Source organism: Bathymodiolus japonicus methanotrophic gill symbiont, assembly GCF_019721995.1.
Classification (GTDB): domain Bacteria; phylum Pseudomonadota; class Gammaproteobacteria; order Methylococcales; family Methylomonadaceae; genus Methyloprofundus.
Genome location: NZ_BLYC01000032.1, coordinates 1 through 21,182 on the forward strand (window position 1 = coordinate 1; position 21,182 = coordinate 21,182).

Genomic DNA, 21,182 nt, shown 5'->3' on the forward strand with positions numbered 1-21,182 from the left:
CGCTGAAAATCAGGGAAACGGAGCCTAAGCGAGTGATGATTTTTAGTCCGCGATAGGCCGTATGGCCGTTAGTTCACTTGTCGCGTCTGAGCGTTAGCGAAGGTTGAGACAAATAAAAGGCCATCCGACACGGCGTCACAGTCATTTGGAGCCTATGTTCCGACCCCTTGTTGGGTCGGGACGAGGTGACGAGGACGAATCGGGGCCGCCGGAGGCATAAGTGGTCGCGTTAAGTTTTTGCTGCTTGCTTGGGCTGGGATGCCCAAAACAAGCTTTCGCAAAAATATGCGACTCCACCGAATCGTCCGAGAGCCTCGCTATATTTTTATCCGATGGATGAATACTTATCAAGTCATTATCTTGTAAACGTCGATGTTCAATGTTTGTTCAGCTATACTGTGGGCTAAGGAACGTAAATTTTTTATCCGGGCGTTGTTTTATAGAGTGATTGATATTTACATATGATGTTGATGTGCTCTGTCTTTAGTCAATAATAGTTAGGTCTAAATCATAAATGCCATCAGTTACATCAACTTGAACATCGAGTTACAGCATGTAAACGGACTATGACGATACACATGTGAGAAGTCGATGTTCAAGTTTTTTCCATCCCTTGCCATCAAACTCTTACCTTCACCCAGAAGAACAATACTTTAATGATGCTGTTGGCTCTAAGCGCCCTAAATCTCTGCCAATCATATGGTTTCCTGATGGCATCAGTTGTGAACGACATCCTGTATTAATTCAGCTCTAACGCGTTTCAGCTTATCAGCCAGGATCGGGAACTCTCAGCAATGACGTGATGAACTCGAAGCTCGTCACATCCATTTGAGACTTGCGCTGTAAAGCTTCCTACGTATAGGCGCAGGTAGTTTGCTTTCAATGCGGGGCGCTATTTGCTCTGGTCAACCCGTAGCAACCAGTCCCAGGGTATACTTGCTTTACGAAACACCCAGGATAATGCGGCTACTTTGCAATCTCCAAGGCTTGCTCGCTCAAACTTAGCCCAGCAAACAGAGTTCATTAGCAGTATGCCCGTTAAACAAGCGCCCAACCAAGCGGCTTGAATCCGTGTCAAAGCGGCTCCGGGTTTTAGCTGATTGAGCGCATCATTTAAATCGTCAATATAGCTTTGGATAAAGGTGGCTGGGGCATTCATTAACATGGGCTTACACCGATAAAATTACAACAACCTCAGAATACCTGATTTTACCTTCTCAATATCAAAAACTTGAACATCGAGTATCAGCCCGTCCGGGGCTGACAGCGGGGGAAAGTTTATGCGGCCGGGGGGATTTACGCGTTGAATCTCAGAAGTGGGTTGCTCAGATTTCTTTGTCTGGTGACAAACGGAACTCAGAGACATCAAGAAATACCTGTGTTACGAGATCATATTGAAAAGCAAAACAAGGGAAATAACAGCTCTCAGAAACATCTCTATGTCTACGATAAAGCCGTCACCGACTTTGTCTGGTGGGATCGGCAGAAACGACATGCTAATTACATGATTTCAATGCTAAAAGAAAATTCAATTGCGACTCTGGTTGAGTCTATCCCTTTTGACTCCCGCCATGAGATCAATACAGGGGTTGAAGCATACAGTGTGTACGAAAACAAGGGCATCAAATTTAACGTGGTGGATTACCGTGATCCAGAAACCGGAAAACTTCACCGGTTTGTGACAACCTTGCCAATGACTATTAACCCTGGAACCATTGCCATGCTGTATTTCAAGCGATGGACGATTGAAAAGACATTCAATAACACTAAAAGTAATTTCAAGGAAACTAAAGCTTGGTCTTCCAATACCCGCTCACTTGAAAATCAAATGCGCCTGACTGCAATGAGCTATAATTTAATGCGCGTATTTGAAGAGATTTCAAAAACACAACAGCCAGAATTGATTCATCCATCGGATAAAAAATATAGCGAGGCTCTGGAGATTAGGCAGCAACAGGCTCAAAAACGAGATCGTTTTGTGAATCCATTATTTTTCCAGGCAAGAATATCTCGTATCAGCTCGTATACCATTCGAGCAGTTCAAAACGCAATAATAACAGGAATGTCTTTACAGCGTTTTATGAGCTTTCTTGTGGCGAGGTTAGTTTCACGGCCTCAATTGATAGGGGAACACTGATGATCCTTTTGGGAAAACCGGTGTCTTAATTTAGTTTTAAATTACGTGCTTTTTCCCGCTGCCAGTCACGATCTTTTTCAGTTGCGCGTTTATCGTGCAATTTTTTACCTTTTGCCAGGGCAATTTCTAATTTTGCACGGTTATTTTTCCAGTATAAAAACGTTGGTACTAAGGTATAACCTTTACGCTCAACATTACCAATCAGTTTATTGATTTCCTGGCGGTGTAATAACAGTTTTCTTACCCGGGTAGCAAACGGGGTAATATGTGTAGATGCAGAATTAAGCGCAGAAATATGCATACCTGAAATCCAGACTTCGCCATTTTTTATAAACACATAACTTTCCTTTAGCTGGACTTTTCCTTCACGCATACTTTTTACTTCCCAGCCTTCGAGTACAAGACCTGCTTCAAAGCGTTCTTCAATTAAGTATTCGTGTGAGATGTGGCGATTTTTTGCGATTATATTATCGCCCTGTTTTCTTTTCTTGGTTTTTTTTCCAGCCATGGCAGCCCAATTCTGTTTTCTAATACGGAGGTAGAATGTATAATGTTATCGTTTCAGTGTCTTTATATATTGCAATACGGCTTTATGCCACTGCCAGTATAAAAAAATACATTACACACTATTTCTAAAGACAATGCCTGTATTTTACTGTAATTTACCGGTAAAAATTAAATTTTTCTAACGCGTAGGTAGCTTAATGGCAGATACAAATAAATCTATTCATGGTGAATGGTCTTCACGCTTTGCATTTATACTTGCTGCAACTGGTTCGGCAGTCGGTCTGGGTAATATCTGGAAATTCCCCTATATTACCGGAGAGCACGGAGGCGGGGCATTTGTTATTATTTATTTGCTCTGTGTTGCTGCGATAGGCATACCTATTATGATTGCCGAGACGATGATGGGGCGGCGCGGTAGACAAAGCCCGATTAATACCCTGGAAGTGCTGACTAAAGAAGCGGGCGCAAATACTAACTGGCATTATGTCGGCTGGCTTGGCGTTATTGCTGGTTTTTTGATCTTATCTTATTACAGCGTGATTGCTGGCTGGTCTATGGCTTATGTGATAAAAGCATTTACCGGTAGCTTTTCAGGTGAGAGTGCAGCGCATATTAATAGCCTGTTTGCCGATTTGCAGGCGAGCCCGGTACAGCAGATTTTCTGGCATACTGTGTTTATGGTTGCAACCATGGCGGTTGTTGCCCATGGTGTACAGGGTGGGCTGGAAAAAGCAGTGCGTTTTTTAATGCCGGGCTTATTTATTCTACTAATTTTACTGGTCGCTTACGCCATGACGACTGGCGCATATTTGCAAGGTCTGGAGTTTATGTTTAAGCCTGATTTCAGTGAAATTACCGGTGCTAGTGTTTTAACTGCGATGGGACATGCGTTTTTTACACTGAGTTTGGGCATGGGCGCAATTATGGTTTACGGCTCATATTTACCCAAAGATGTTTCGATTGCCAAAACTACGATCATTATTGCTGGGGCTGACACCCTGGTGGCATTGCTGGCAGGGATTGCTATTTTCCCTATCGTTTTTGCAAATGGGCTAGAGGTGGGCTCTGGTCCAGGCCTTATTTTTCAGACCTTACCTATTGCCTTTGGCAATATGGCCGGTGGCTGGTTATTCGGAGTATTATTTTTTGTCTTACTGGTTTTCGCCGCATTATCTTCGGCTATTTCATTAATCGAACCCGCTGTAGCCTGGTGCGTAGAGAACTATAATATTGAACGAAAAAAAGCCTGTGTGATTATGGGTGGGTTTACCTGGACACTAGGCCTGGGAACGGTATTTTCATTTAACAACTGGTCCGGCGTTACCTTTTTTGGAGCTACTATTTTTGAGGCTCTGGATTACCTGACAGCAAACTTGATGCTGCCATTGGGCGGGTTTTTTATTGCTGTGTTTGCCGGCAGGATAATGCTGGAAAAACATAGTAAAGAAGAGCTGGATCTAAGTAGTGATGATTTATATGCCATCTGGAAATTTCTGGTCAGTTACGTTGCACCTGCTGAGGTATTTATTGTCTTCCTGCATGTGCTTGGTGTATTTGGGATATTTAGCTAATGACCGCAGTTAACAAAAGCGCACTGGTTAAATATTCTGCGCATGCAATGTATGATATCGTCAGCGATATTGAAGCGTATCCTGAATTCCTGCCCTGGTGTACGGGGAGTCGAATAATCGGTCGTGAAGGCAATGTGGTTGAGGCTGAATTGCAGATTTCCAAAGGTGGCTTTAAAAATTCCTTTGCGACCCGTAATATCAATGATGAAGGCGGACGCATCACGGTTTCTTTGCTAGATGGCCCATTTTCGTCATTAGATGGCGTATGGAATTTTATGCCCTTACGCGAAGATGCCAGTAAAATTTCCCTGGATCTGGAATTTCAAATCAACGGTGTATTAGCAAATTTTGCCTTTGGTGCCGTGTTTAATCAGATTTGTAATACCATGGTGACGTCTTTTACAGAACGTGCCAGGCAAATCTATTAGTGTTGTCGGATGGTTTGAATCATAGAGGAGTTACGCCTTTTGCAGATTGAAGTCGCTTATGCGAGACAGGACAGGCAATTGATTGTAGCTTTGCAAGTACCTGAGACCTGCACGGTAGAACAGGCAATCGCATTATCGAATATTAGCGCAGAATTTCCGGAAATTGACCTGGCAAAAAATAAGGTAGGTATTTTTAGTCAGATCTGTGGCTTGCATGCTAGGTTACAGGAAAATGATCGCGTTGAAATATACCGAAATCTGGCGATTGATCCTATGGAGGCACGGCGGCAGCGATCGCTTAAGCAAGGACGTTAGCACCGAGGTGTCCCTAATTTGCATTGAGTATTCACCCCCTGGCTTGTGGTAAAAACTTAACGGGGCTGATTAAAATCTGCGATGCTCTGCATCTAGGGACTAAAATCTTTACTTCGATAAGGCTTCGTTGTCTGGATCTTCAACGTTCGACGAAAGTAAATAAATCTACTATCATTTCATATAATGTTCTTCTCAGGTCTCGTTTAGGTGCTTCTATGGTCGTTTCGGTGGGCGGTGGAGGGGGAGGGTTCAAGTCTGGTGTTAAATTGCCTTCTACATGAATCAAATGATCGCCTGCAAAAAACAGTGCAATACGGTCTTGCAGTCTATCTTCTCCGCCGGGCTGTACGGAATAGATATAATCCCAGCGATTGGTGCTAAAAGGGTCGATCAAAAGTGGGGAGCCCAGGACATAAATCACTTGTCGCTTGGTCATATCAGGCCGGAGTTGATTGACCATGTTTTGATCGATGACATTACCCTGGTCTATATCAATTTTATAAACTAAAGGCACGTCAATAGCCAGGGTAGAGCAGGCTGATAACCAGACTAATGCAGTTAATATAGAAGTTAGACGTAGTGCTAGGAACATTGGAATGTGATTTTTTCGGTTTAGGGTAAATTCAGATCAATATCATACCTGATGCTATATTGTAAAACGAAATAAGTGCAAGCAAACTATATTTTTTTCTTTTGCCTGAAAAGCTTTACAATAAACCCCTAAATGCATTTTCTATAGGCATCTAAATTAGATTTAAGGAGTAAAAAGTGGAAACACAAGAATTGCGTGATGCAGGTTTAAAGGTCACGCTGCCGCGAATGAAAATTCTGGAAATTATGGAGCGGGAAACCGATGAGCGTCATTTAAATGCAGAACAGGTATACAAGATTTTATTAAGCGAAAATGAAGAAATCGGCCTGGCGACAATCTATCGGGTATTAACCCAGTTTGAAACTGCAAGGTTGGTGACCCGGCATCATTTTGAAGGGGGTAACTCGGTTTTTGAACTTAATAAAGGCCCGCACCATGATCATGTGGTCTGCGTTAAATGTGGCATGGTTGATGAATTTACCGATGAAATAATTGAAGACCGTCAAAAGCAGATTGCCAAAGATTTAGGCTATGAACTCACTGATCATAGCTTGTATTTATATGGCTTATGTCCAAAGTGTAAGTAACTCTTAGGAGTGAGGGTATTATTGAATACTTACTCCGATTAGCTTCCTCTCTTTACCCCAACACATTTTATGTTTAAACCCCTGACTATTTATATAGGTTTGCGCTACACGCGCGCCAAACGCCGCACCCAGTTTATTTCCTTTATTACTTTAACTTCTGTTTTAGGTATCGCTTTAGGCGTGACCGCATTGATTACCGTGCTCTCTGTCATGAATGGCTTCGAGGATGAATTACGCCAGCGTATTCTGGGTATGACAGCACACTCGACCATTACCGGCAGAGGAGGTAAGTTGAATAACTGGCAAAGCTTAAAACAGCAGGTTAAAGACCTGCCGCATGTTGAAGGTGCTGCGCCTTTTGTGCGTGGTCAGGTAATGGTGAATGCGGGGCGTAGAGTTAGCGGGACTTTACTGCGGGGTATTCTGCCTGACCAGGAAATAGCGGTGTCTGAAGTCGGTGAGAAAATGGAAATTGGCGCACTTTCGGATCTTAAATCTGGAAAATATCAAATTGTTCTGGGTGCCGAGTTGGCATCTTATTTAGGCGCGGTGGTAGGGGATAAAATTACCGTGATCAGCCCTCAGGTAAATTCAACTCCAGCAGGTATTATTCCGCGTCTACGTCGCTTTACTGTCATCGGCATTTTTGAAGTGGGTATGTATGAGTATGACCGGAATATGGCGATTATTCATATCGATGATGCGGCAAAATTGTTTCGCATGAATAACAATGTCTCAGGTCTACGCTTAAAGCTGGATGACTTGTTTAATGCGCCAGAAATTTCCTATCAGTTAGCGCGACAATTATATGGTGATTATTTTGTCAGTGACTGGACCAATGCTCATAGTAATTTTTTTCAGGCAATTAAAACCGAGAAGCGGGTGATGTTTATCATTTTATTATTAATTGTAGCGGTTGCTGCCTTTAATATTGTCTCCACCCTGGTTATGGTGGTCACTGATAAACGTGGTGATATTGCTATCTTAAAAACGCAAGGTTTAACGCCGATGGCTGTCATGGGTATCTTTATTGTGTTAGGCGCGATTATTGGTTTAATTGGGACTGTGCTGGGCACTGTAGGGGGAGTCCTATTAGCCTTAAATGTAGAAACGATAGTGCCTGCAATAGAAGAATTTTTCGGAGTTAATTTTATGGCTGCTGATGTGTACTATATCAGTAGCTTGCCTTCAAAACTGGTGTGGGCTGATGTGTATGTGATTGCTGTTGTGGCTTTTACATTGGCATTATTAGCAACGATATATCCCGCATGGCAGGCTTCGCGAGTAAATCCGGCGGAGGTATTACGCTATGAGTGATCACGCTATCTTACAGTGTCATCAATTAACCAAGCGATTTAAGCAGGGCGATCTGGATGTCGAAGTTTTAAAAGGTATCGATTTTTCAGTTTATGCAGGAGAGCGGGTAGCCATTATGGGCGCATCAGGCTCAGGCAAGAGTACGCTGCTACATTTACTCGGTGGTCTGGATAGGCCAACGAGTGGCGAAGTTATTCTGGATGGCGTGAACTTAAAGAAAGTGCGCCAGGCGAAACTATCAAAATTACGCAATCGTTCATTAGGTTTTATCTATCAGTTTCACCATCTATTAGGTGAATTTACGGTGTTAGAAAATGTCGCTATGCCAGCATTGATCGGAGGGAGTTCAATAACAGAGGCTAAGCAGGCTGCTGAGGAAATTCTACTGCGTGTGGGTTTAGAGCATAGAGTTAAACATAAGCCGGGTGAGTTATCCGGTGGTGAACGGCAAAGAGTGGCAATAGCACGAGCATTAATTAATAAGCCCAAGTGCATCCTGGCAGACGAGCCGACAGGAAATCTGGATAGTAAAACGGCTGAAAGCATTTATCAGCTAATGTTAGAACTGAATCAGGAATTGCAGATTAGCTTTTTGATAGTCACGCACGACCCTGATCTGGCTGGGCGTATGGATAAAGTATTACATATGGCTGATGGTTTGATTGTAGATTAGGAACGAAAAATTAAGCTTTTATGCACTCTTGCCCTTGCGTAAGCTATAAAATGAAATATGTTTAAGAGTCTAGATATTTGCTACTCTGGCATACACAAAACATACAGTTGATGCAATAGGGAGATGGAAACACACATCATCCAAAACTGCTGGTCTTTTTGTCCGTCTTCTGCGTTGTAATAACTTTACGTAGCCTGCCATGCGCCTGTTACTATGTCTTGAATACGAACAAAAAACCTGCTCAATATTGGACAATTATTTATTTCCAGCTCCCTTGTCCTAAAAACCACAGCTGACCGCTATATAATATTGTAAACTGTTGGCTATTAAAAATAATGATCGTAAAAACTTGTCACCTGTTGGATGAGTGTCTTCCGCTTCACAGTTTTGTGAATAAATCTGTGTACGAAATCCTGCGTTACAGCTCTTGCCTGCGAGCTGTGCCTTGACTTTCATGCACAGATTTTCCACAAATTCAGTGCTCAACTGCGGTTTCTAAGATTATGAAAACACCAGAACATCCTGTGAAATCATCCCTTGATACCTTCGTTATGGAAGATATGGTGCGCGACAATATCGCCTGGATGATCCGTGTTGAAGAACGGTTGTTAAAGGACTCAGCAATGGCTGAAGATGCTGTGCAAGAGGCATTTGTTTCTGCATTTCGTGGATTTGACAGCTTTCAAAACCATTCTACACTAATTACGGCGACAGGAGTCCCGGAATTTCGTGAGGTAGCATGGCGCGCCTGTTCTGCTCCTGATGCAAAGCTTCCTGATGAAGTACCCGAAGATCTTATCAAAGCAATCCTAAAGGAACGTGATCACTAAATCACATCAGTGTTCCCATTGAAAGAAGAAGTACCTAAACAAAGCAGCCTATAACCTACCTGAAGGTAGCACCACTCGAATATTTCCATCTTTTTGATTTTAATCACTTATAACAGCAAATAGACACTCTGTAGGCACCGTAAAAAAACAACAAATAATTTCAAATAAAGCTTGCAATTACCGAAAAAAATTTCCGTTTTAATCACCTCATAAACGGATATCACCCATGCTTAAAGACCTACCACTCTCTGAACATATTCACCAACACTGCAATGAAAGTATGGAACGTGCCCTGTTAGCAGAGCGTCATCCTTTGTGGGCTCGTTCATGCCCAGAGTTGAAGGATATCGACTTTATTCGCCTTGGGTTATTACGCTGTATCAGTGTAGTCGATAGTGGTCGCCATTTCCTCCAAACCAATGAACAGATTTATGGCCAGCTGCTTCCCCACTCAACGTATTTTAAATCACTGAAGTCGCATAGACGAACAAGTATGCTTGAGGCATTTGAACAGCAGAGCTACCATCTTCACTCTGAAACACTGCTATCGCAAGACATTGATTATCTTAAAGCATTACCGGAACTTGACGAATACACCATAGAAGCAGCGGATGGACATTTTATTGATCATGCCTGCCGTACTGAAAAAAACAGCAAGGGGAAAGTTTATGCGGCCGGGGGGATTTACGCGTTGAATCTCAGAAGTGGGTTGCTCAGATTTCTTTGTCTGGTGACAAACGGAACTCAGAGGCATCAAGAAATACCTGTGTTACGAGATCATATTGAAAAGCAAAACAAGGGAAATAACAGCTCTCAGAAACATCTCTATGTCTACGATAAAGCCGTCACCGACTTTGTCTGGTGGGATCGGCAGAAACTACATGCTAATTACATGATTTCAATGCTAAAAGAAAATTCAATTGCGACTCTGGTTGAGTCTATCCCTTTTGACTCCCAGCATGAGATCAATACAGGGGTTGAAGCATACAGTGTGTACGAAAACAAGGGCATCAAATTTAACGTGGTGGATTACCGTGATCCAGAAACCGGAAAACTTCACCGGTTTGTGACAACCTTGCCAATGACTATTAACCCTGGAACCATTGCCATGCTGTATTTCAAGCGATGGACGATTGAAAAGACATTCAATAACACTAAAAGTAATTTCAAGGAAACTAAAGCTTGGTCTTCCAATACCCGCTCACTTGAAAATCAAATGCGCCTGACTGCAATGAGCTATAATTTAATGCGCGTGTTTGAAGAGATTTCAAAAACACAACAGCCAGAATTGATTCATCCATCGGATAAAAAATATAGCGAGGCTCTGGAGATAAGGCAACAACAGGCCCAAAAACGAGATCGTTTTGTGAATCCATTATTTTTCCAGGCAAGAATATCTCGTATCAGCTCGTATACCATTCGGGCAGTTCAAAACGCAATAATAACAGGAATGTCTTTACAGTGCTTTATGAGCTCTCTTGTGGCGAGGTTAGTTTCACGGCCTCAATTGATAGGGGAACACTGATGCTAAATCATCCGAATGTTCAGCAGTCTACATATCAAAAAATAGGCTTTGGCCTACGAAACTGACAACTCGTGTGGACTAAAGCCTACTCCCCATCGCTAAAAACTTTTCATTGTCACTGTAACCTTATCGAATATTCAGGCATCTAACGGTTAACTAAAACCCACTGGACTACTAATCCAGCAATACCAGGAGATATCCATATGAATATTAAAGCAGGCATGTTATCAGGCTTTTTCGCCACCATAGTATTATCCACTGAAGTTTCCCAATACAGGCGCGCCATGCTACCTCACGAAATTCCGGGGTAACTACTCAGCGTACGCTTAAAATCAGGGAAACGGAGCCTAAGCGGAGTGATGATTTTTAGTCTCTGGTAGGCGACAGGGCAATTCGCTGATCCGAAGTGCGCTAGTAGCGCGCGAGGGAGGCAAGAATTGCATTCCGAATAGCCGTCCAGCCATTTGAGGTAGACTTAACTGAGCAGGGTTTTGTGCGTAGTTGAGTAGTTGAGACGGACGCAGGGCGACCAGGGCATCTCCCATTCGCTGCGTAGGCGAATGAATGTTGGTGACAGGAGTCCCAGAATGTTGTGAGGTAGCATGGCGGGCCTGAATAATTAAAAAAGTTCTTGACAGGGTTTTAGTCTGGTTTTTGTGATTTTTAGTAAACTGCCCAACAGTCGATTAATCCACGCTTTATTGCTTCTATCGCTATAGTCATCACAAAATGTCCCCTTAAACATCTACGACCTCGAAGAACTTTTTTATTCGCCTTACAATCGCTTAAAACAAGGAAAATTCGGGATTTAAAACCCATGAGATAATAAGCCTGTCCTTAAAGCAATACAGGTTACCCTTTGAAAATAGACTTCATCGATGTTGATTCCGCAATCAGTCATGCCAAACAGTTACTTGAAACTGAGCGTGATATATCGCCTGCGCTAAAATCAGCACTGGAAGTGATTCTATTATTAGTCACGGTATTACTCAATCGAGTGACACTGAACAGCAAAAATAGCAGTAAACCACCTGCAAGTGATCCCAACCGTAAAAAAGGGAATCGAAAAAAATCAGATAAGCCTTCTGGCGGACAAAAATCGCATGTCGGCACGACACTTCAAAAAATAGATGACCCGGATGAAATCGAGATCATTACCATTGATCGCCGTACCTTGCCAAAAGGGCGATACACGGCAGATGGCTTTGAAACACGCCAGGTATTCGATATTGATATCTCAAGGGTAGTGACAGAATACCAGGCGCAACGGTTGATAAATGGAAAAGGTCAGTGTTTTATCGCTCCTTTTCCAGATGAGGTTACTAAGGCTGCGCAATATGGTAATGGGATAAAAGCCCATGTGGTTTATCTTTCGCAATATCAGTTATTGCCCTACAACCGAATACAGGAGTATTTCGCTGATCAATTAGGTATGCCGATTAGTGAAGGCTCTATCTATAATTTCAATGAACTGGCCTATGAGAAGTTGGCTGGGTTTGAAACTATCAGTAAAGAACACTTAGTCGAATCAGCGTGCATTCATGCGGATGAAACAGGCATTAATATTAATGGTAAGCGCCATTGGCTACATGGGGCCTCCAATGTTCAGTGGACACACTTCTTTCCCCATGCCAAACGTGGCACAGAGGCAATGAATGACATTGGTATTTTACCCCATTTTCATGGGATTTTATGTCATGATCATTGGAAGCCCTACTATAAATATGATTGTACTCATTCGCTTTGTAATGCACATCATTTGAGGGAATTAACGCGCGCCTGGGAGCAGGATAAACAGGAGTGGGCGCTTGAAATGAAACGACTACTTGAAAAAATGAATGATGCCGTCAATGAAGCAGGTGGCATGCTACTACATAAAGAAGCAGAAAATCGGGGAGTCGCTATTTTTGCGAAAGCTTGTTTTGGGCATCCCAGCCCAAGCAAGCAGCAAAAACTTAACGCGACCACTTATGCCTCCGGCGGCCCCGATTCGTCCTCGTCACCTCGTCCCGACCCAACAAGGGGTCGGAACATAGGCTCCAAATGACTTGACGCCGTGTCGGATGGCCTTTTATTTTGTCTCCACCTTCGCTAACGCTCAGACTCCGACAAAACAACGGCCCTACGGCTATCGCGGACTAAAAATCTTCACTTCGCTAAAGCTCCGTTTCCAGGATTTTCAGCGATGGAAGGTACAATACAGAGAATTACTTGGCAAAGCGGAGATCGAATGCCCACCACCCGATAAGCCTAAAGAAGTAAAACGGGAGCGAATAAAACGCAGTAAAGCTAGAAACTTACTGGAAAGGCTGATTAATTATGAAGAGGATGTCTTGCGCTTCATGACAAATACCTGGGTGCCATTTACCAATAATGCCGCAGAAAATTCGATTCGGATGACCAAGGTTCAACAGAAAATATCCGGCTGCTTTCGTAGTACCAAGGGTGCAGAGATATTTTGTCGTGTCAGAGGGTATTTATCAACGTGCCGTAAACAAGGTCTAAGTGCAACTCAGGCAATGACCTTGGTCTTTGAGTGAAAGTTACCTGAATTTGCTTTATAATTTCATTGAACTACTCAGCTTCGCTGAGTAGTTACAGTTGTTTTTCCTTTAGTCGTTATACGAATCATTCAATAATTCTGCGCACGATTTAATTTCTGCTGATGAAATAGGTTAGAGTTGGTCGATAAGCCGGGTTTTGTCTAGGACAGTCATTCATCTAGGCCATAAGTCACCTTATAGCTCAAGCGATCTACCCAGGAGCCGCGCGAGCCGCGCGTCTGCTCCTCTATTTGATCTTGCTCCAGGTAGGGTTTGCCATGCCGCTCCTGTTACCAGTCACGCGGTGCGCTCTTACCGCACCATTTCACCCTTACCCAGCCCCTGAATATTAGATTCAGGGGCTGGGCGGTTTATTTTCTGCTGCACTTTCCGTAGGCTTTCGCCCCCCAGACGTTATCTGGTACCTTGCCCTGTGGAGCCCGGACTTTCCTCTGTATAAACACTTGAAACCAAGTTCATACAGCGACTGCCTGACCAACTCTTGCTGTATTATAGCTGAATTTTGCAGCTAATAAAGGCTAGCGAATATTTAACAACTGAAGTTTCCTAGTTTTTAAAGCATAAGAATATAAGCTAATGCTTATTTTTAAGAAATATTAGATATTACTAATATTAATGGCATTCCGTTGACTAAAAGCCTTGAGTTCTTTTTAAAAACAACAGGTTAATCGTGAATGAGGCCTAGTTTTACTGTATAATGAAAGTTTCTAACACATTGATTATACAAACAAACCGGCCTCATTCATGTTCATTTTACGCGATACTTTACTTCCGCTTCAAGATCATTTTTCCAAAACCACTTTAGGCCGCGAACGAGCCTCTCTGTTTGTTTACACGATACTGTCTATTATCGTTCCCTTTACGTCGTCGATGACATCTAATCTTTGGCGTTGCCTTGATACGCTGTTTGGGTTTGAGATCAAGAATAAGCGCGTTTACACTTTCATGGCTTCTTCAACTTTGCCGTGGGCTGGGCTGTGGAAAACTATCTGGGAGCTGATTCCGTCTCCTGAAACAGATGGGCGCATATTGGTTGCACTGGATGACTCCATTATCACTAAAGTAGGCAAAAATATCTTCGGCTGTGAAGCCATTTTTGACCTCGCGGCCAAATCGAATCAAAGCAAATATCCATGGGCACAAAATATTGTGTCGGTAGGGTTGCTGAAACAGGTCAAAGGTCGCTGGGCGTGCTTATTTTTAGATTTCCGATTTTATCTGCCCTTAAAAACAATTCAGGCAAAAAAAGAAACCGCCACGATAAGAGGGGAAGTAGTTCCTTTCCAGACCAAGATGACTCAGGCGGCTCAAATGCTGATTGCAATTGCAGAACATTTTTCCACCGCTCCGATATTGACAGTCACTGATAGCTGGTTTGGCAACAATGGCCTATGGAAGCCGGTTTACAAAGCTATCGGAAGCCGGTTTAATATTCTCTCTAGGTTAAGGTGCAATAATGTACTGTACGATCGTCCAGAAAAAAGAAAACCCAAGCAGAGGGGGCGGAATAAAAAGTACGGGCAGCGTCTGAGGTCAGCCACAGACATGGCAAAAACAGTACAACAAAAGGCCCGATCGTATACCGTGAATCTCTATGGAAAACAGCGTGAAGTCAGGGCTTATAGTCGCGTTGTCATGCTGACAACATTGAAACGACCCGTTCAGGTTGTCTGGGTGTTTCGTCGCACACAGTGGATTGCTTTGTTTACGACCGATCTAAGTTTATCCGTCACACAGATTATTGAGTATTATGGTGCGCGATGGAAAATCGAATCCGAGTTCAAAGAGCTCAAGCAAGACATAGGGAGTCAGAAAAGTCAGTGTCGAAATGCGCAGGCAGTGACCAACCATTTGAACTTCTGTATGATGGCAACAACGCTGACGTGGATTTACGCGGATCGTTTAAAAACCGATCCGGAACGTCGGCACAAAGTGAAGGGGCGAGCCAGTTTCGCCTTTTCAGATATCCGCCGCATCATTGCCGAAGCGGCTTTGGATCCGGATTTTGAAAGGGTTTGCCCCAAATACAGCAGCTCCCCTGTAAATTCGGTGGTAGCCGTTTTATTGCGAATGGTTCCTTGATGAATTTCTAAGAAACTTCAGTTTAACAATTAACTGTAGTCAAAATAGGATGCAGAGTTTTATACGTAATTAAAGATGGCAACACTGCTATTGTTCTTGCGCAGCTGATAACTCTAGTGCAGCCTGATAGAGGAGTTTTTTGCGCGCGCCGGTAATCTCGACAGCAATTTTTACGGCTGTTTTAATAGAGCATTCTGCTAGCAGTACTTGCAGAGTATTAAGCTGTTGTTCACTCAATACAGCAGGATTTTTATCGGGTTTAACGCCTGAAACCATAACGACTAACTCACCGCGCTGCATATTACTGTCTTGGGAAAATAATGTGAGCATGTCTGCAATGCTTGATTTTATAATGGTTTCATGTAATTTTGTGATTTCACGGGCGACGGCTATTTCCTGGCTGGCAGGCAATACGCTGGCCAGGTCATTAAGACACGCAGCTATGCGGTGGCAGGATTCGTAGAATACCCAGGTTGCAGTATTGTTTTTCTGTTGTTTGAATAGGCTGATTCGTGCGTTAGTGGTGCGGGGTAAAAAGCCTAAAAAAGAAAATTGTGTGACAGCGAGCCCCGATGCTGATAAAGCGGCTATTAAGGCACATGCCCCGGGTATTGGTGAAACTGAAATACCTGCTGTCTGTGCTAAAGCGACAACGGGCATGCCTGGGTCGCTGATCATTGGGGTGCCGGCATCTGAAATAATCGCAATAGAGAGCCCTTGCTGAATTTGCTGGATTAACTCGGCGGCTTTTTGTTGCTCGTTGTGTTGATGAAGTGCGATGCAATGTGTTGTAATGCCGTGGTGCTGTAGTAAGGTGCGCGCATGTCGGGTATCTTCTGCGCAGACTAGGTCGACCTGCTGCAATGTTTCGATAGCTCTGAGGCTAAAGTCGGCTAAATTTCCGATAGGGGTCGCAACAACATATAATTTGCCATGTTGATTGGGCATGCTTGAGTCCTGAAGTGGAATGATGGCTTAGTAGTATACTTCGAGCAACAGTGCCGAGTGAAAGTATCTTTAAATTGATTGTGGTATTTATGAAGTGTTATACAGACCGAGCCTGGAGCAATCAGGCAATTATTACCTTCTTGTTGCTTAGTATTATGTTATTACTGGCTTCGGGATGTGCCGTGAAAGCTGGGGCGGACTCACCTGGTGTTAAGAAAAGTGCGCAGGAGCGTAAAGCTCGGCGATTGTACGAACAAGGACAATACAGTGATGCAGCTCGTGCGTATCAACGCCTTGCGCAGCAGCCTTCGGAGCGACAGGATGTTTTGCATTTACAGGCTGCGCAGGCTTTTTCAAAAATACCCCGGGACGATAAGGCAAAAAAAAACCTGGATCTGGTTAGAACTGAAAAATTAAGTACTGCACAGCTTAGCCATCTACATCTGATGTATGCGCAAATAGACATAAATGCAGGTAATGTTGAACAGGCACTGGATTTCTTGCGGCGTATTTCAGTCTCCTCGTTAAGCCATTCACGAAAAGCGGAATACTATAAATTGACCGCCTTTGCCTACGGGCTAACAAAGCAGATAGTGAAAAGCGTGCATGAGAGGGTTGCACTCGATTTATATTTGCGTACGCAGCAGGAAAGAGACAGTAATAATCGCGCTATTTCAGAGTTACTAAGCCTGATGCCTGAGCAAACTTTGCAACAGCAGCGCCGACAGCCGCAGCAATCAATTATTTACTCAGGCTGGCTGTCCCTGGAACATGCCAGGCGGCAATTTCCTGTGGGTGTGAAACAGCAGGAAGCACTTAATGATTGGGCTGATCAATACCCGGGACACCCGGCACAGGCCTTAATTTCTTCGGGATATTTTCAGGTTTCCAGATTTAAATTAGCTAATGTACGGGTTATTGCCGTATTTTTACCGGAATCAGGGCCTTATCGTTCCTACGCGGCTGCATTAAAGGCTGGCTTTGTGGCGGCGTATGAGCGGGATCATACCTCGGTAAGGCCAACGATACGTTTTTATGATACCCAGCAGGCAGATATTTTAACAATTTACCGTAGAGCTGTTGCGGATGGGGCACAGTTAATAATTGGGCCGCTAAATAAAAAGCATATTAAAGCGCTGGTGGAGCGTAATGATTTAACTGTTCCGGTTATGGCGCTGAATTACGTTGAGGGACTGGTCAAGTCGAATCTATATCAATTTGCACTCAGCCCTCTTGATGAAGTGCAGCAATCAGTAAAGCAGGCAAGGCTTGCGGGACATAGGAATGCAATAATTCTTGCACCTCAAACTGCTGATGGCGAGCGCTTGAGTCAGTACTTTCAGCAAGCATGGGAAGCAAATGGGGGTAATGTTTTGCGGCTGCAAAGCTTTGATCCGAAAGCAAGAGATTTTAGCTTTCCAGTAAGAGAAATGCTCAGTATTAATGAGAGTCAATCCAGGCTCCAGCAAGTACAAAAAATCATTGGTGTGGTTGAATATCAGCCTAGGCGGCGGCAGGATGTGGATGTAATCTTTCTAGCCGCTAGTGAAAAGCATGCGCGATTGATTAATCCGCAATTTTATCATAATCGTGCAGGATCTGTTGCTGTGTATGGTTTGGCAAAGTTGTATCAGGGCTATGCCGATAAAAATAAAGATATAGATCTTGAGGGCGTTAATTTCTGTACTATACCCTGGTTATTTGCTGAAACTTACCAAAGCGATTTGAGCCGTGCCTCGCTACAAGAGATTGAAGCGCAGTTTCCCCGTAGCTTATTAAGTCTGATAGCTTTTGGCATAGATGCGTATGCTGTAGTGGCACACCTGAATGAGCTGGCGGACATACCATTTTATGGTGCAGCTGGTGATCTGCTATTAAATGGCAGCAACCGTATCGAGCGTCATCTGGTCTGTGCGAGATTTAAAGATGGAGAGGCTGTGCTGGTTGAAATGGCTGAAGAGCATGATGTTGAAACTCCTGTGCAGGATGTTTTTCCGGTTAACGCATTGTAATATGCAAGCCAAACCCACAAATAGTATACAGAAAGGCCAGCAATACGAAGACTTGGCGTTAGCCTATCTGCGTAAACAGGGGCTGAAACTCATTGCGCGAAATTACAAATGTCAGTGGGGTGAGCTGGATTTGCTGATGCTAGAGCAGAGCACACTGGTTATTGTAGAAGTGCGTTATAGAAAAAATGCCCGTTATGGCAGTGCAGGGGAAAGTGTGACGGCAAACAAACAGGCGCGTATTGTCGCGGCGACTAAACACTATATAATGAACCATAAAATAAATCAGCCGATGCGCTTTGATGTACTGGATATCACCGGTGATATCCAGCTAGACTGGATTAAAAACGCATTTTAAGATGAGTTCGAATAATAATATCAAGCAGCAAATTACCGAGAGCATACATACACAGCAATTGGTTCTAGATGAGTTAAGTGAAGTAGTTGAGTTTGCTGCGCAACATATTGTGAATGCATTACTTGCCGACAGAAAGATTTTAAGTGCCGGGAATGCTGCTTCTGTATCTAATGTACAGTATTTTACTGTGCTTATGATCAACCGCTATGATCGTGTGCGCCCCTCCTTGCCAGCAATTTCACTAGTAAACGATGTGCAAATGCTTACTTCAATCGCTAATACGCAACACTATGACGATGTTTATGCCAAACAATTACGTGCATTAGGGCAAGCTGATGATGTGCTATTAGTATACAATGTTGAAGGCAGCGCGCTAAATCTGGTGAAGCTAATAAATGCAGCGCATGATAAGCAAATAATCGTGATATTGCTAGTGGGTGAGAGTGAAACAACATTGCCTGCTCTGCTACATGAGGTTGACGTTTGCATTAATGTGCCGAGCCAGTCTGCGCAAAGAATTCATGAGGCACATCTATTGATTACCCATTGTTTATGTGATCTAGTAGACAGTCAGCTCTTTGGTAACACATTATTATGAAATACTTTCTATTGCTTATATCGATTTTATTGCTCACTGCGTGTGGTAATCTAGGGCAGGGACTTGCCGAGCTGACCGGGCTTTCATTTCTGCATGATAGACGCGATAGTGCCACCATTACGCTAGATGAGCGAATTGAAGATAGCGCTATTATAGAGTTGCACGGCCTTGATGGGATAAAAGATAAATCACACTTTAATATTACCTCTTATAATGGTAAAGTGTTAGTTACAGGTGAAGCAGAAACCGAAGATATACGCGAAATAATAATTGCTAATGTCAGGATTATTTCCGGGGTAAAACTAGTTCATAATGAAATGGTTGTGGGGCCGGTCTCCAGTATGCAGTCGCGCGCAGAAGACTCTCTGCTGACCATTCAGGTTAAAGATGCTTTAGCCGAGATAAAAGATAAGCCAGGCTTTGACGCAACCCGGGTAAAGGTTGTTACCGAGAACAAGTTTGTGTATCTAATGGGGCTGGTGCATGAAGAAGAAGGCTTGGCGTCAGCAAAAGCAGTACAGAATGTTGCCGGGGTGAAGAAAATTATTACAGTTTTTGAATATATAGATTACTCAAGGGAAGAAAATTAAAGAAAAAGAAAAGTTTCTTTAGGAGCTGAATTTTCATGATAAATATTTCAATATTTATCATGAGATAAATGATGTGACTTACTGTTTATAATTAAGAAGAATGATGTTAAGCAGTAAGAAAAAGACTTAAGCAAAGCTTAAAAAGGGGTGTGGATAGAGCGCATGGGAGTTAGTTAATGCTTGAATGAAGGCATTAGAATTTGACATTAACCTGCTTTCTGATTTAAAGTTCTGTCCGCATAAAAATAAAAGTACGTAACAAAATTATAACTAAATTGGAGTACATAACATGGCAACACCATTAATTCAAATGGCATTAGATTCACTAGATTTCGACGCAACTGTAGCACTTGCAGAGCAAGTAGCTGATTCTGTTGATATCTTCGAAATCGGTACACCATGTATCAAACACAATGGTATTAACTTAGTAAAAGAATTAAGAGCTAGATTTCCTAATCACTTACTATTAGTTGACCTAAAAACAATGGATGCTGGCGAATATGAAGCCACTCCTTTCTATGCGGCAGGTGCTGATATTTGTACTGTGCTAGGTGTTTCAGGTTTAGCAACATGTGCTGGTGTTATCAATGCAGCGAATGCACATGGTGCTGAAGCACAAATTGATTTGATCAACGTTGGTGATAAAGCAGCATGTGCACGTGCATGTGCAGAAGCGGGCGCACAGATTGTTGGTGTTCATACTGGTCTTGATGCACAGGCAGCGGGCGACACACCTTTTGATGACTTAGCAATGATTTCTGATCTAGGCTTAGACGTTCGTGTTTCTGTTGCAGGTGGAATTAATTCATCTACAATTCAGGATGTAGTTCGTGCCGGTGCTGGCATCGTTGTTGTTGGTGCGGCTATCTACGGTGCAGATTCTCCAGCAGATTCAGCTCGTGAACTACGCGAATTAGTTGACGCTGCATAAAGCGGAGTAAGACTATGACGTGGCAACAAGAAAACCAGAAGTTGGTCATCAATAAGATTTCAGAAATTCTTGATGCAACTGATCTTGCGTACGCTGACCAAATGACAGAAATGTTTGACGGTGCCAAACGGATATTTATTTCCGGTGCCGGTCGGTCTAAGTTAGTCGGTAATTTTCTGGGCATGCGTCTTATGCACAGTGGTTACGATGTTAGTATGGTAGGGGAAATCGTTACTCCAAGCATTAAGAATGGTGATTTATTAATTATCATTTCAGGGTCTGGGGAAACAGAGCAATTAGTCGCATTTACCAAAAAAGCAAAAAGTGTGGGTGCTAAAATTATACTAATTTGCTCAAAAGCTGAGTCTACCATTGGCGATTTAGCGGATGGTGTATTCCAGATTGGCAAACAAGAGCTGTATCAATCAGTGAAAGGTATGCCGATGGGAACAGTTTTCGAACTATCTACTTTATGCTTCCTGGAAGCAGTTGTCTCACATTTGATCTGGGAGAAAGATATTCCAGAGGAAAAGATGAGAGAAAGACACGCCAACATGGAATAGAAAAAAGCGAGTGGCTTATACCACTCGTTTTTTACTGCAAGATAAGAATCACACGAA

General features: G+C 43.1%; 22 protein-coding genes, 1 other RNA gene and 2 pseudogenes. 18 read left to right on the forward strand and 7 right to left on the reverse strand.

The genetic code is table 11. The features are described from left to right. Positions 1-152: 152 nt before the first annotated feature. Both K6984_RS34735 and K6984_RS23555 read right to left on the reverse strand, forming a co-directional pair. Complete coding sequence (locus tag K6984_RS34735; RefSeq protein WP_263458596.1) at positions 153-281, reverse strand: hypothetical protein; 129 nt, start codon at positions 279-281, stop codon at positions 153-155. 611 nt (positions 282-892) lie between these two features. Further along, on the reverse strand, positions 893-1,165 hold the full coding sequence (locus K6984_RS23555; protein ID WP_221897660.1) for a hypothetical protein: 273 nt from the start codon (positions 1,163-1,165) through the stop codon (positions 893-895). A 138-nt stretch (positions 1,166-1,303) separates the two neighbouring features. On the opposite strand from K6984_RS23555, the gene K6984_RS23560 reads away from it, so the two are divergent. Continuing rightward, a complete protein-coding gene (locus K6984_RS23560) occupies positions 1,304-2,137 on the forward strand; it encodes a transposase (protein WP_221897661.1) in 834 nt (277 codons plus the stop codon). A gap of 25 nt (positions 2,138-2,162) precedes the next feature. Here K6984_RS23560 and smpB read toward each other — a convergent pair whose 3' ends face one another. After that, the gene (gene smpB, locus K6984_RS23565) at positions 2,163-2,645 is read right to left on the reverse strand and encodes an SsrA-binding protein SmpB (protein WP_221897662.1); all 483 of its coding nucleotides are present in this window, start codon (positions 2,643-2,645) and stop codon (positions 2,163-2,165) included. A gap of 196 nt (positions 2,646-2,841) precedes the next feature. On the opposite strand from smpB, the gene K6984_RS23570 reads away from it, so the two are divergent. From K6984_RS23570 to K6984_RS23580, 3 genes are read left to right on the forward strand one after another with little or no spacing between them, the layout of a single operon-like run. Further along, complete coding sequence (locus tag K6984_RS23570) at positions 2,842-4,215, forward strand: sodium-dependent transporter (RefSeq protein ID WP_221897663.1); 1,374 nt, start codon at positions 2,842-2,844, stop codon at positions 4,213-4,215. Beyond that, positions 4,215-4,643 (forward strand): type II toxin-antitoxin system RatA family toxin, encoded by a 429-nt coding sequence (locus K6984_RS23575; protein ID WP_221897664.1) that lies wholly within the window; start codon positions 4,215-4,217, stop codon positions 4,641-4,643. Before K6984_RS23570 ends, K6984_RS23575 begins: the two co-directional genes overlap by 1 nt. Before the next feature lie 39 nt (positions 4,644-4,682). Beyond that, on the forward strand, positions 4,683-4,958 hold the full coding sequence (locus K6984_RS23580) for an RnfH family protein (RefSeq protein WP_230988269.1): 276 nt from the start codon (positions 4,683-4,685) through the stop codon (positions 4,956-4,958). Positions 4,959-5,097: 139 nt separating this feature from the next. Here the strand turns inward: K6984_RS23580 and K6984_RS23585 are convergent, their stop codons facing one another. Continuing rightward, complete coding sequence (locus tag K6984_RS23585) at positions 5,098-5,550, reverse strand: outer membrane protein assembly factor BamE (protein ID WP_221897665.1); 453 nt, start codon at positions 5,548-5,550, stop codon at positions 5,098-5,100. Between the two features lie 176 nt (positions 5,551-5,726). On the opposite strand from K6984_RS23585, the gene fur reads away from it, so the two are divergent. The 5 genes from fur (at position 5,727) to K6984_RS23610 (ending at position 10,482) form a co-directional block, all read left to right on the forward strand. Beyond that, positions 5,727-6,137: a ferric iron uptake transcriptional regulator gene (gene fur / locus K6984_RS23590; RefSeq protein ID WP_221897666.1), complete on the forward strand. Its 411-nt coding sequence runs from the start codon at positions 5,727-5,729 to the stop codon at positions 6,135-6,137. Between the two features lie 69 nt (positions 6,138-6,206). Next, positions 6,207-7,454, forward strand: coding sequence for a lipoprotein-releasing ABC transporter permease subunit (locus tag K6984_RS23595; protein ID WP_221897667.1), 1,248 nt, complete (start codon positions 6,207-6,209; stop codon positions 7,452-7,454). Beyond that, complete coding sequence (gene lolD / locus K6984_RS23600) at positions 7,447-8,127, forward strand: lipoprotein-releasing ABC transporter ATP-binding protein LolD (RefSeq protein WP_221897668.1); 681 nt, start codon at positions 7,447-7,449, stop codon at positions 8,125-8,127. Before K6984_RS23595 ends, lolD begins: the two co-directional genes overlap by 8 nt. 524 nt (positions 8,128-8,651) lie before the next feature. Beyond that, positions 8,652-8,957, forward strand: coding sequence for a sigma factor (locus K6984_RS23605; protein WP_221897669.1), 306 nt, complete (start codon positions 8,652-8,654; stop codon positions 8,955-8,957). A gap of 226 nt (positions 8,958-9,183) precedes the next feature. Then, positions 9,184-10,482 (forward strand): transposase, encoded by a 1,299-nt coding sequence (locus K6984_RS23610; protein ID WP_221897670.1) that lies wholly within the window; start codon positions 9,184-9,186, stop codon positions 10,480-10,482. A 347-nt stretch (positions 10,483-10,829) separates the two neighbouring features. On the opposite strand, the gene K6984_RS23615 is transcribed toward K6984_RS23610, so the two are convergent. Next, positions 10,830-11,027 carry a hypothetical protein gene (locus K6984_RS23615; protein ID WP_221894617.1) on the reverse strand — a complete coding sequence of 66 codons (198 nt, stop codon included), beginning with the start codon at positions 11,025-11,027 and terminating at the stop codon, positions 10,830-10,832. Between the two features lie 314 nt (positions 11,028-11,341). Here K6984_RS23615 and tnpC point away from each other — a divergent pair. Both tnpC and K6984_RS23625 read left to right on the forward strand, forming a co-directional pair. Next, positions 11,342-12,370: pseudogene (gene tnpC / locus K6984_RS23620) on the forward strand (IS66 family transposase); the annotation flags it as partial. Between the two features lie 292 nt (positions 12,371-12,662). Beyond that, positions 12,663-13,022: pseudogene (locus tag K6984_RS23625) on the forward strand (IS66 family transposase); the annotation flags it as partial. A 133-nt stretch (positions 13,023-13,155) separates the two neighbouring features. Here K6984_RS23625 and rnpB read toward each other — a convergent pair. Next, positions 13,156-13,528, reverse strand: an RNA gene (gene rnpB / locus K6984_RS23630) — RNase P RNA component class A. 262 nt (positions 13,529-13,790) lie between these two features. Here rnpB and K6984_RS23635 point away from each other — a divergent pair. After that, positions 13,791-15,128 (forward strand): IS701 family transposase, encoded by a 1,338-nt coding sequence (locus tag K6984_RS23635; RefSeq protein WP_221897673.1) that lies wholly within the window; start codon positions 13,791-13,793, stop codon positions 15,126-15,128. An 87-nt stretch (positions 15,129-15,215) separates the two neighbouring features. Here K6984_RS23635 and rsmI read toward each other — a convergent pair whose 3' ends face one another. Continuing rightward, positions 15,216-16,076 carry a 16S rRNA (cytidine(1402)-2'-O)-methyltransferase gene (gene rsmI / locus K6984_RS23640; protein ID WP_221897674.1) on the reverse strand — a complete coding sequence of 287 codons (861 nt, stop codon included), beginning with the start codon at positions 16,074-16,076 and terminating at the stop codon, positions 15,216-15,218. 89 nt (positions 16,077-16,165) lie between these two features. Between rsmI and K6984_RS23645 the strand changes: the two genes are divergently transcribed. The 6 genes from K6984_RS23645 to hxlB all read left to right on the forward strand — a co-directional run bounded on the left by K6984_RS23645 (position 16,166) and on the right by hxlB (position 21,125). Then, a complete protein-coding gene (locus K6984_RS23645; protein WP_221897675.1) occupies positions 16,166-18,088 on the forward strand; it encodes a penicillin-binding protein activator in 1,923 nt (640 codons plus the stop codon). A gap of 1 nt (position 18,089) precedes the next feature. After that, entirely contained in the window at positions 18,090-18,443 is a 354-nt protein-coding gene (locus K6984_RS23650; protein ID WP_221897676.1) for a YraN family protein, read from the forward strand. Position 18,444: 1 nt separating this feature from the next. Beyond that, positions 18,445-19,041 carry a D-sedoheptulose-7-phosphate isomerase gene (locus K6984_RS23655; protein ID WP_221897677.1) on the forward strand — a complete coding sequence of 199 codons (597 nt, stop codon included), beginning with the start codon at positions 18,445-18,447 and terminating at the stop codon, positions 19,039-19,041. Then, a complete protein-coding gene (locus K6984_RS23660) occupies positions 19,038-19,631 on the forward strand; it encodes a BON domain-containing protein (RefSeq protein ID WP_221897678.1) in 594 nt (197 codons plus the stop codon). The genes K6984_RS23655 and K6984_RS23660 overlap by 4 nt, the downstream gene beginning before the upstream one ends. Before the next feature lie 289 nt (positions 19,632-19,920). After that, positions 19,921-20,562: a 3-hexulose-6-phosphate synthase gene (gene hxlA / locus K6984_RS23665; protein ID WP_221897679.1), complete on the forward strand. Its 642-nt coding sequence runs from the start codon at positions 19,921-19,923 to the stop codon at positions 20,560-20,562. Between the two features lie 14 nt (positions 20,563-20,576). Next, the gene (gene hxlB / locus K6984_RS23670) at positions 20,577-21,125 is read left to right on the forward strand and encodes a 6-phospho-3-hexuloisomerase (protein WP_221897680.1); all 549 of its coding nucleotides are present in this window, start codon (positions 20,577-20,579) and stop codon (positions 21,123-21,125) included. Positions 21,126-21,182 lie beyond the last annotated feature (57 nt).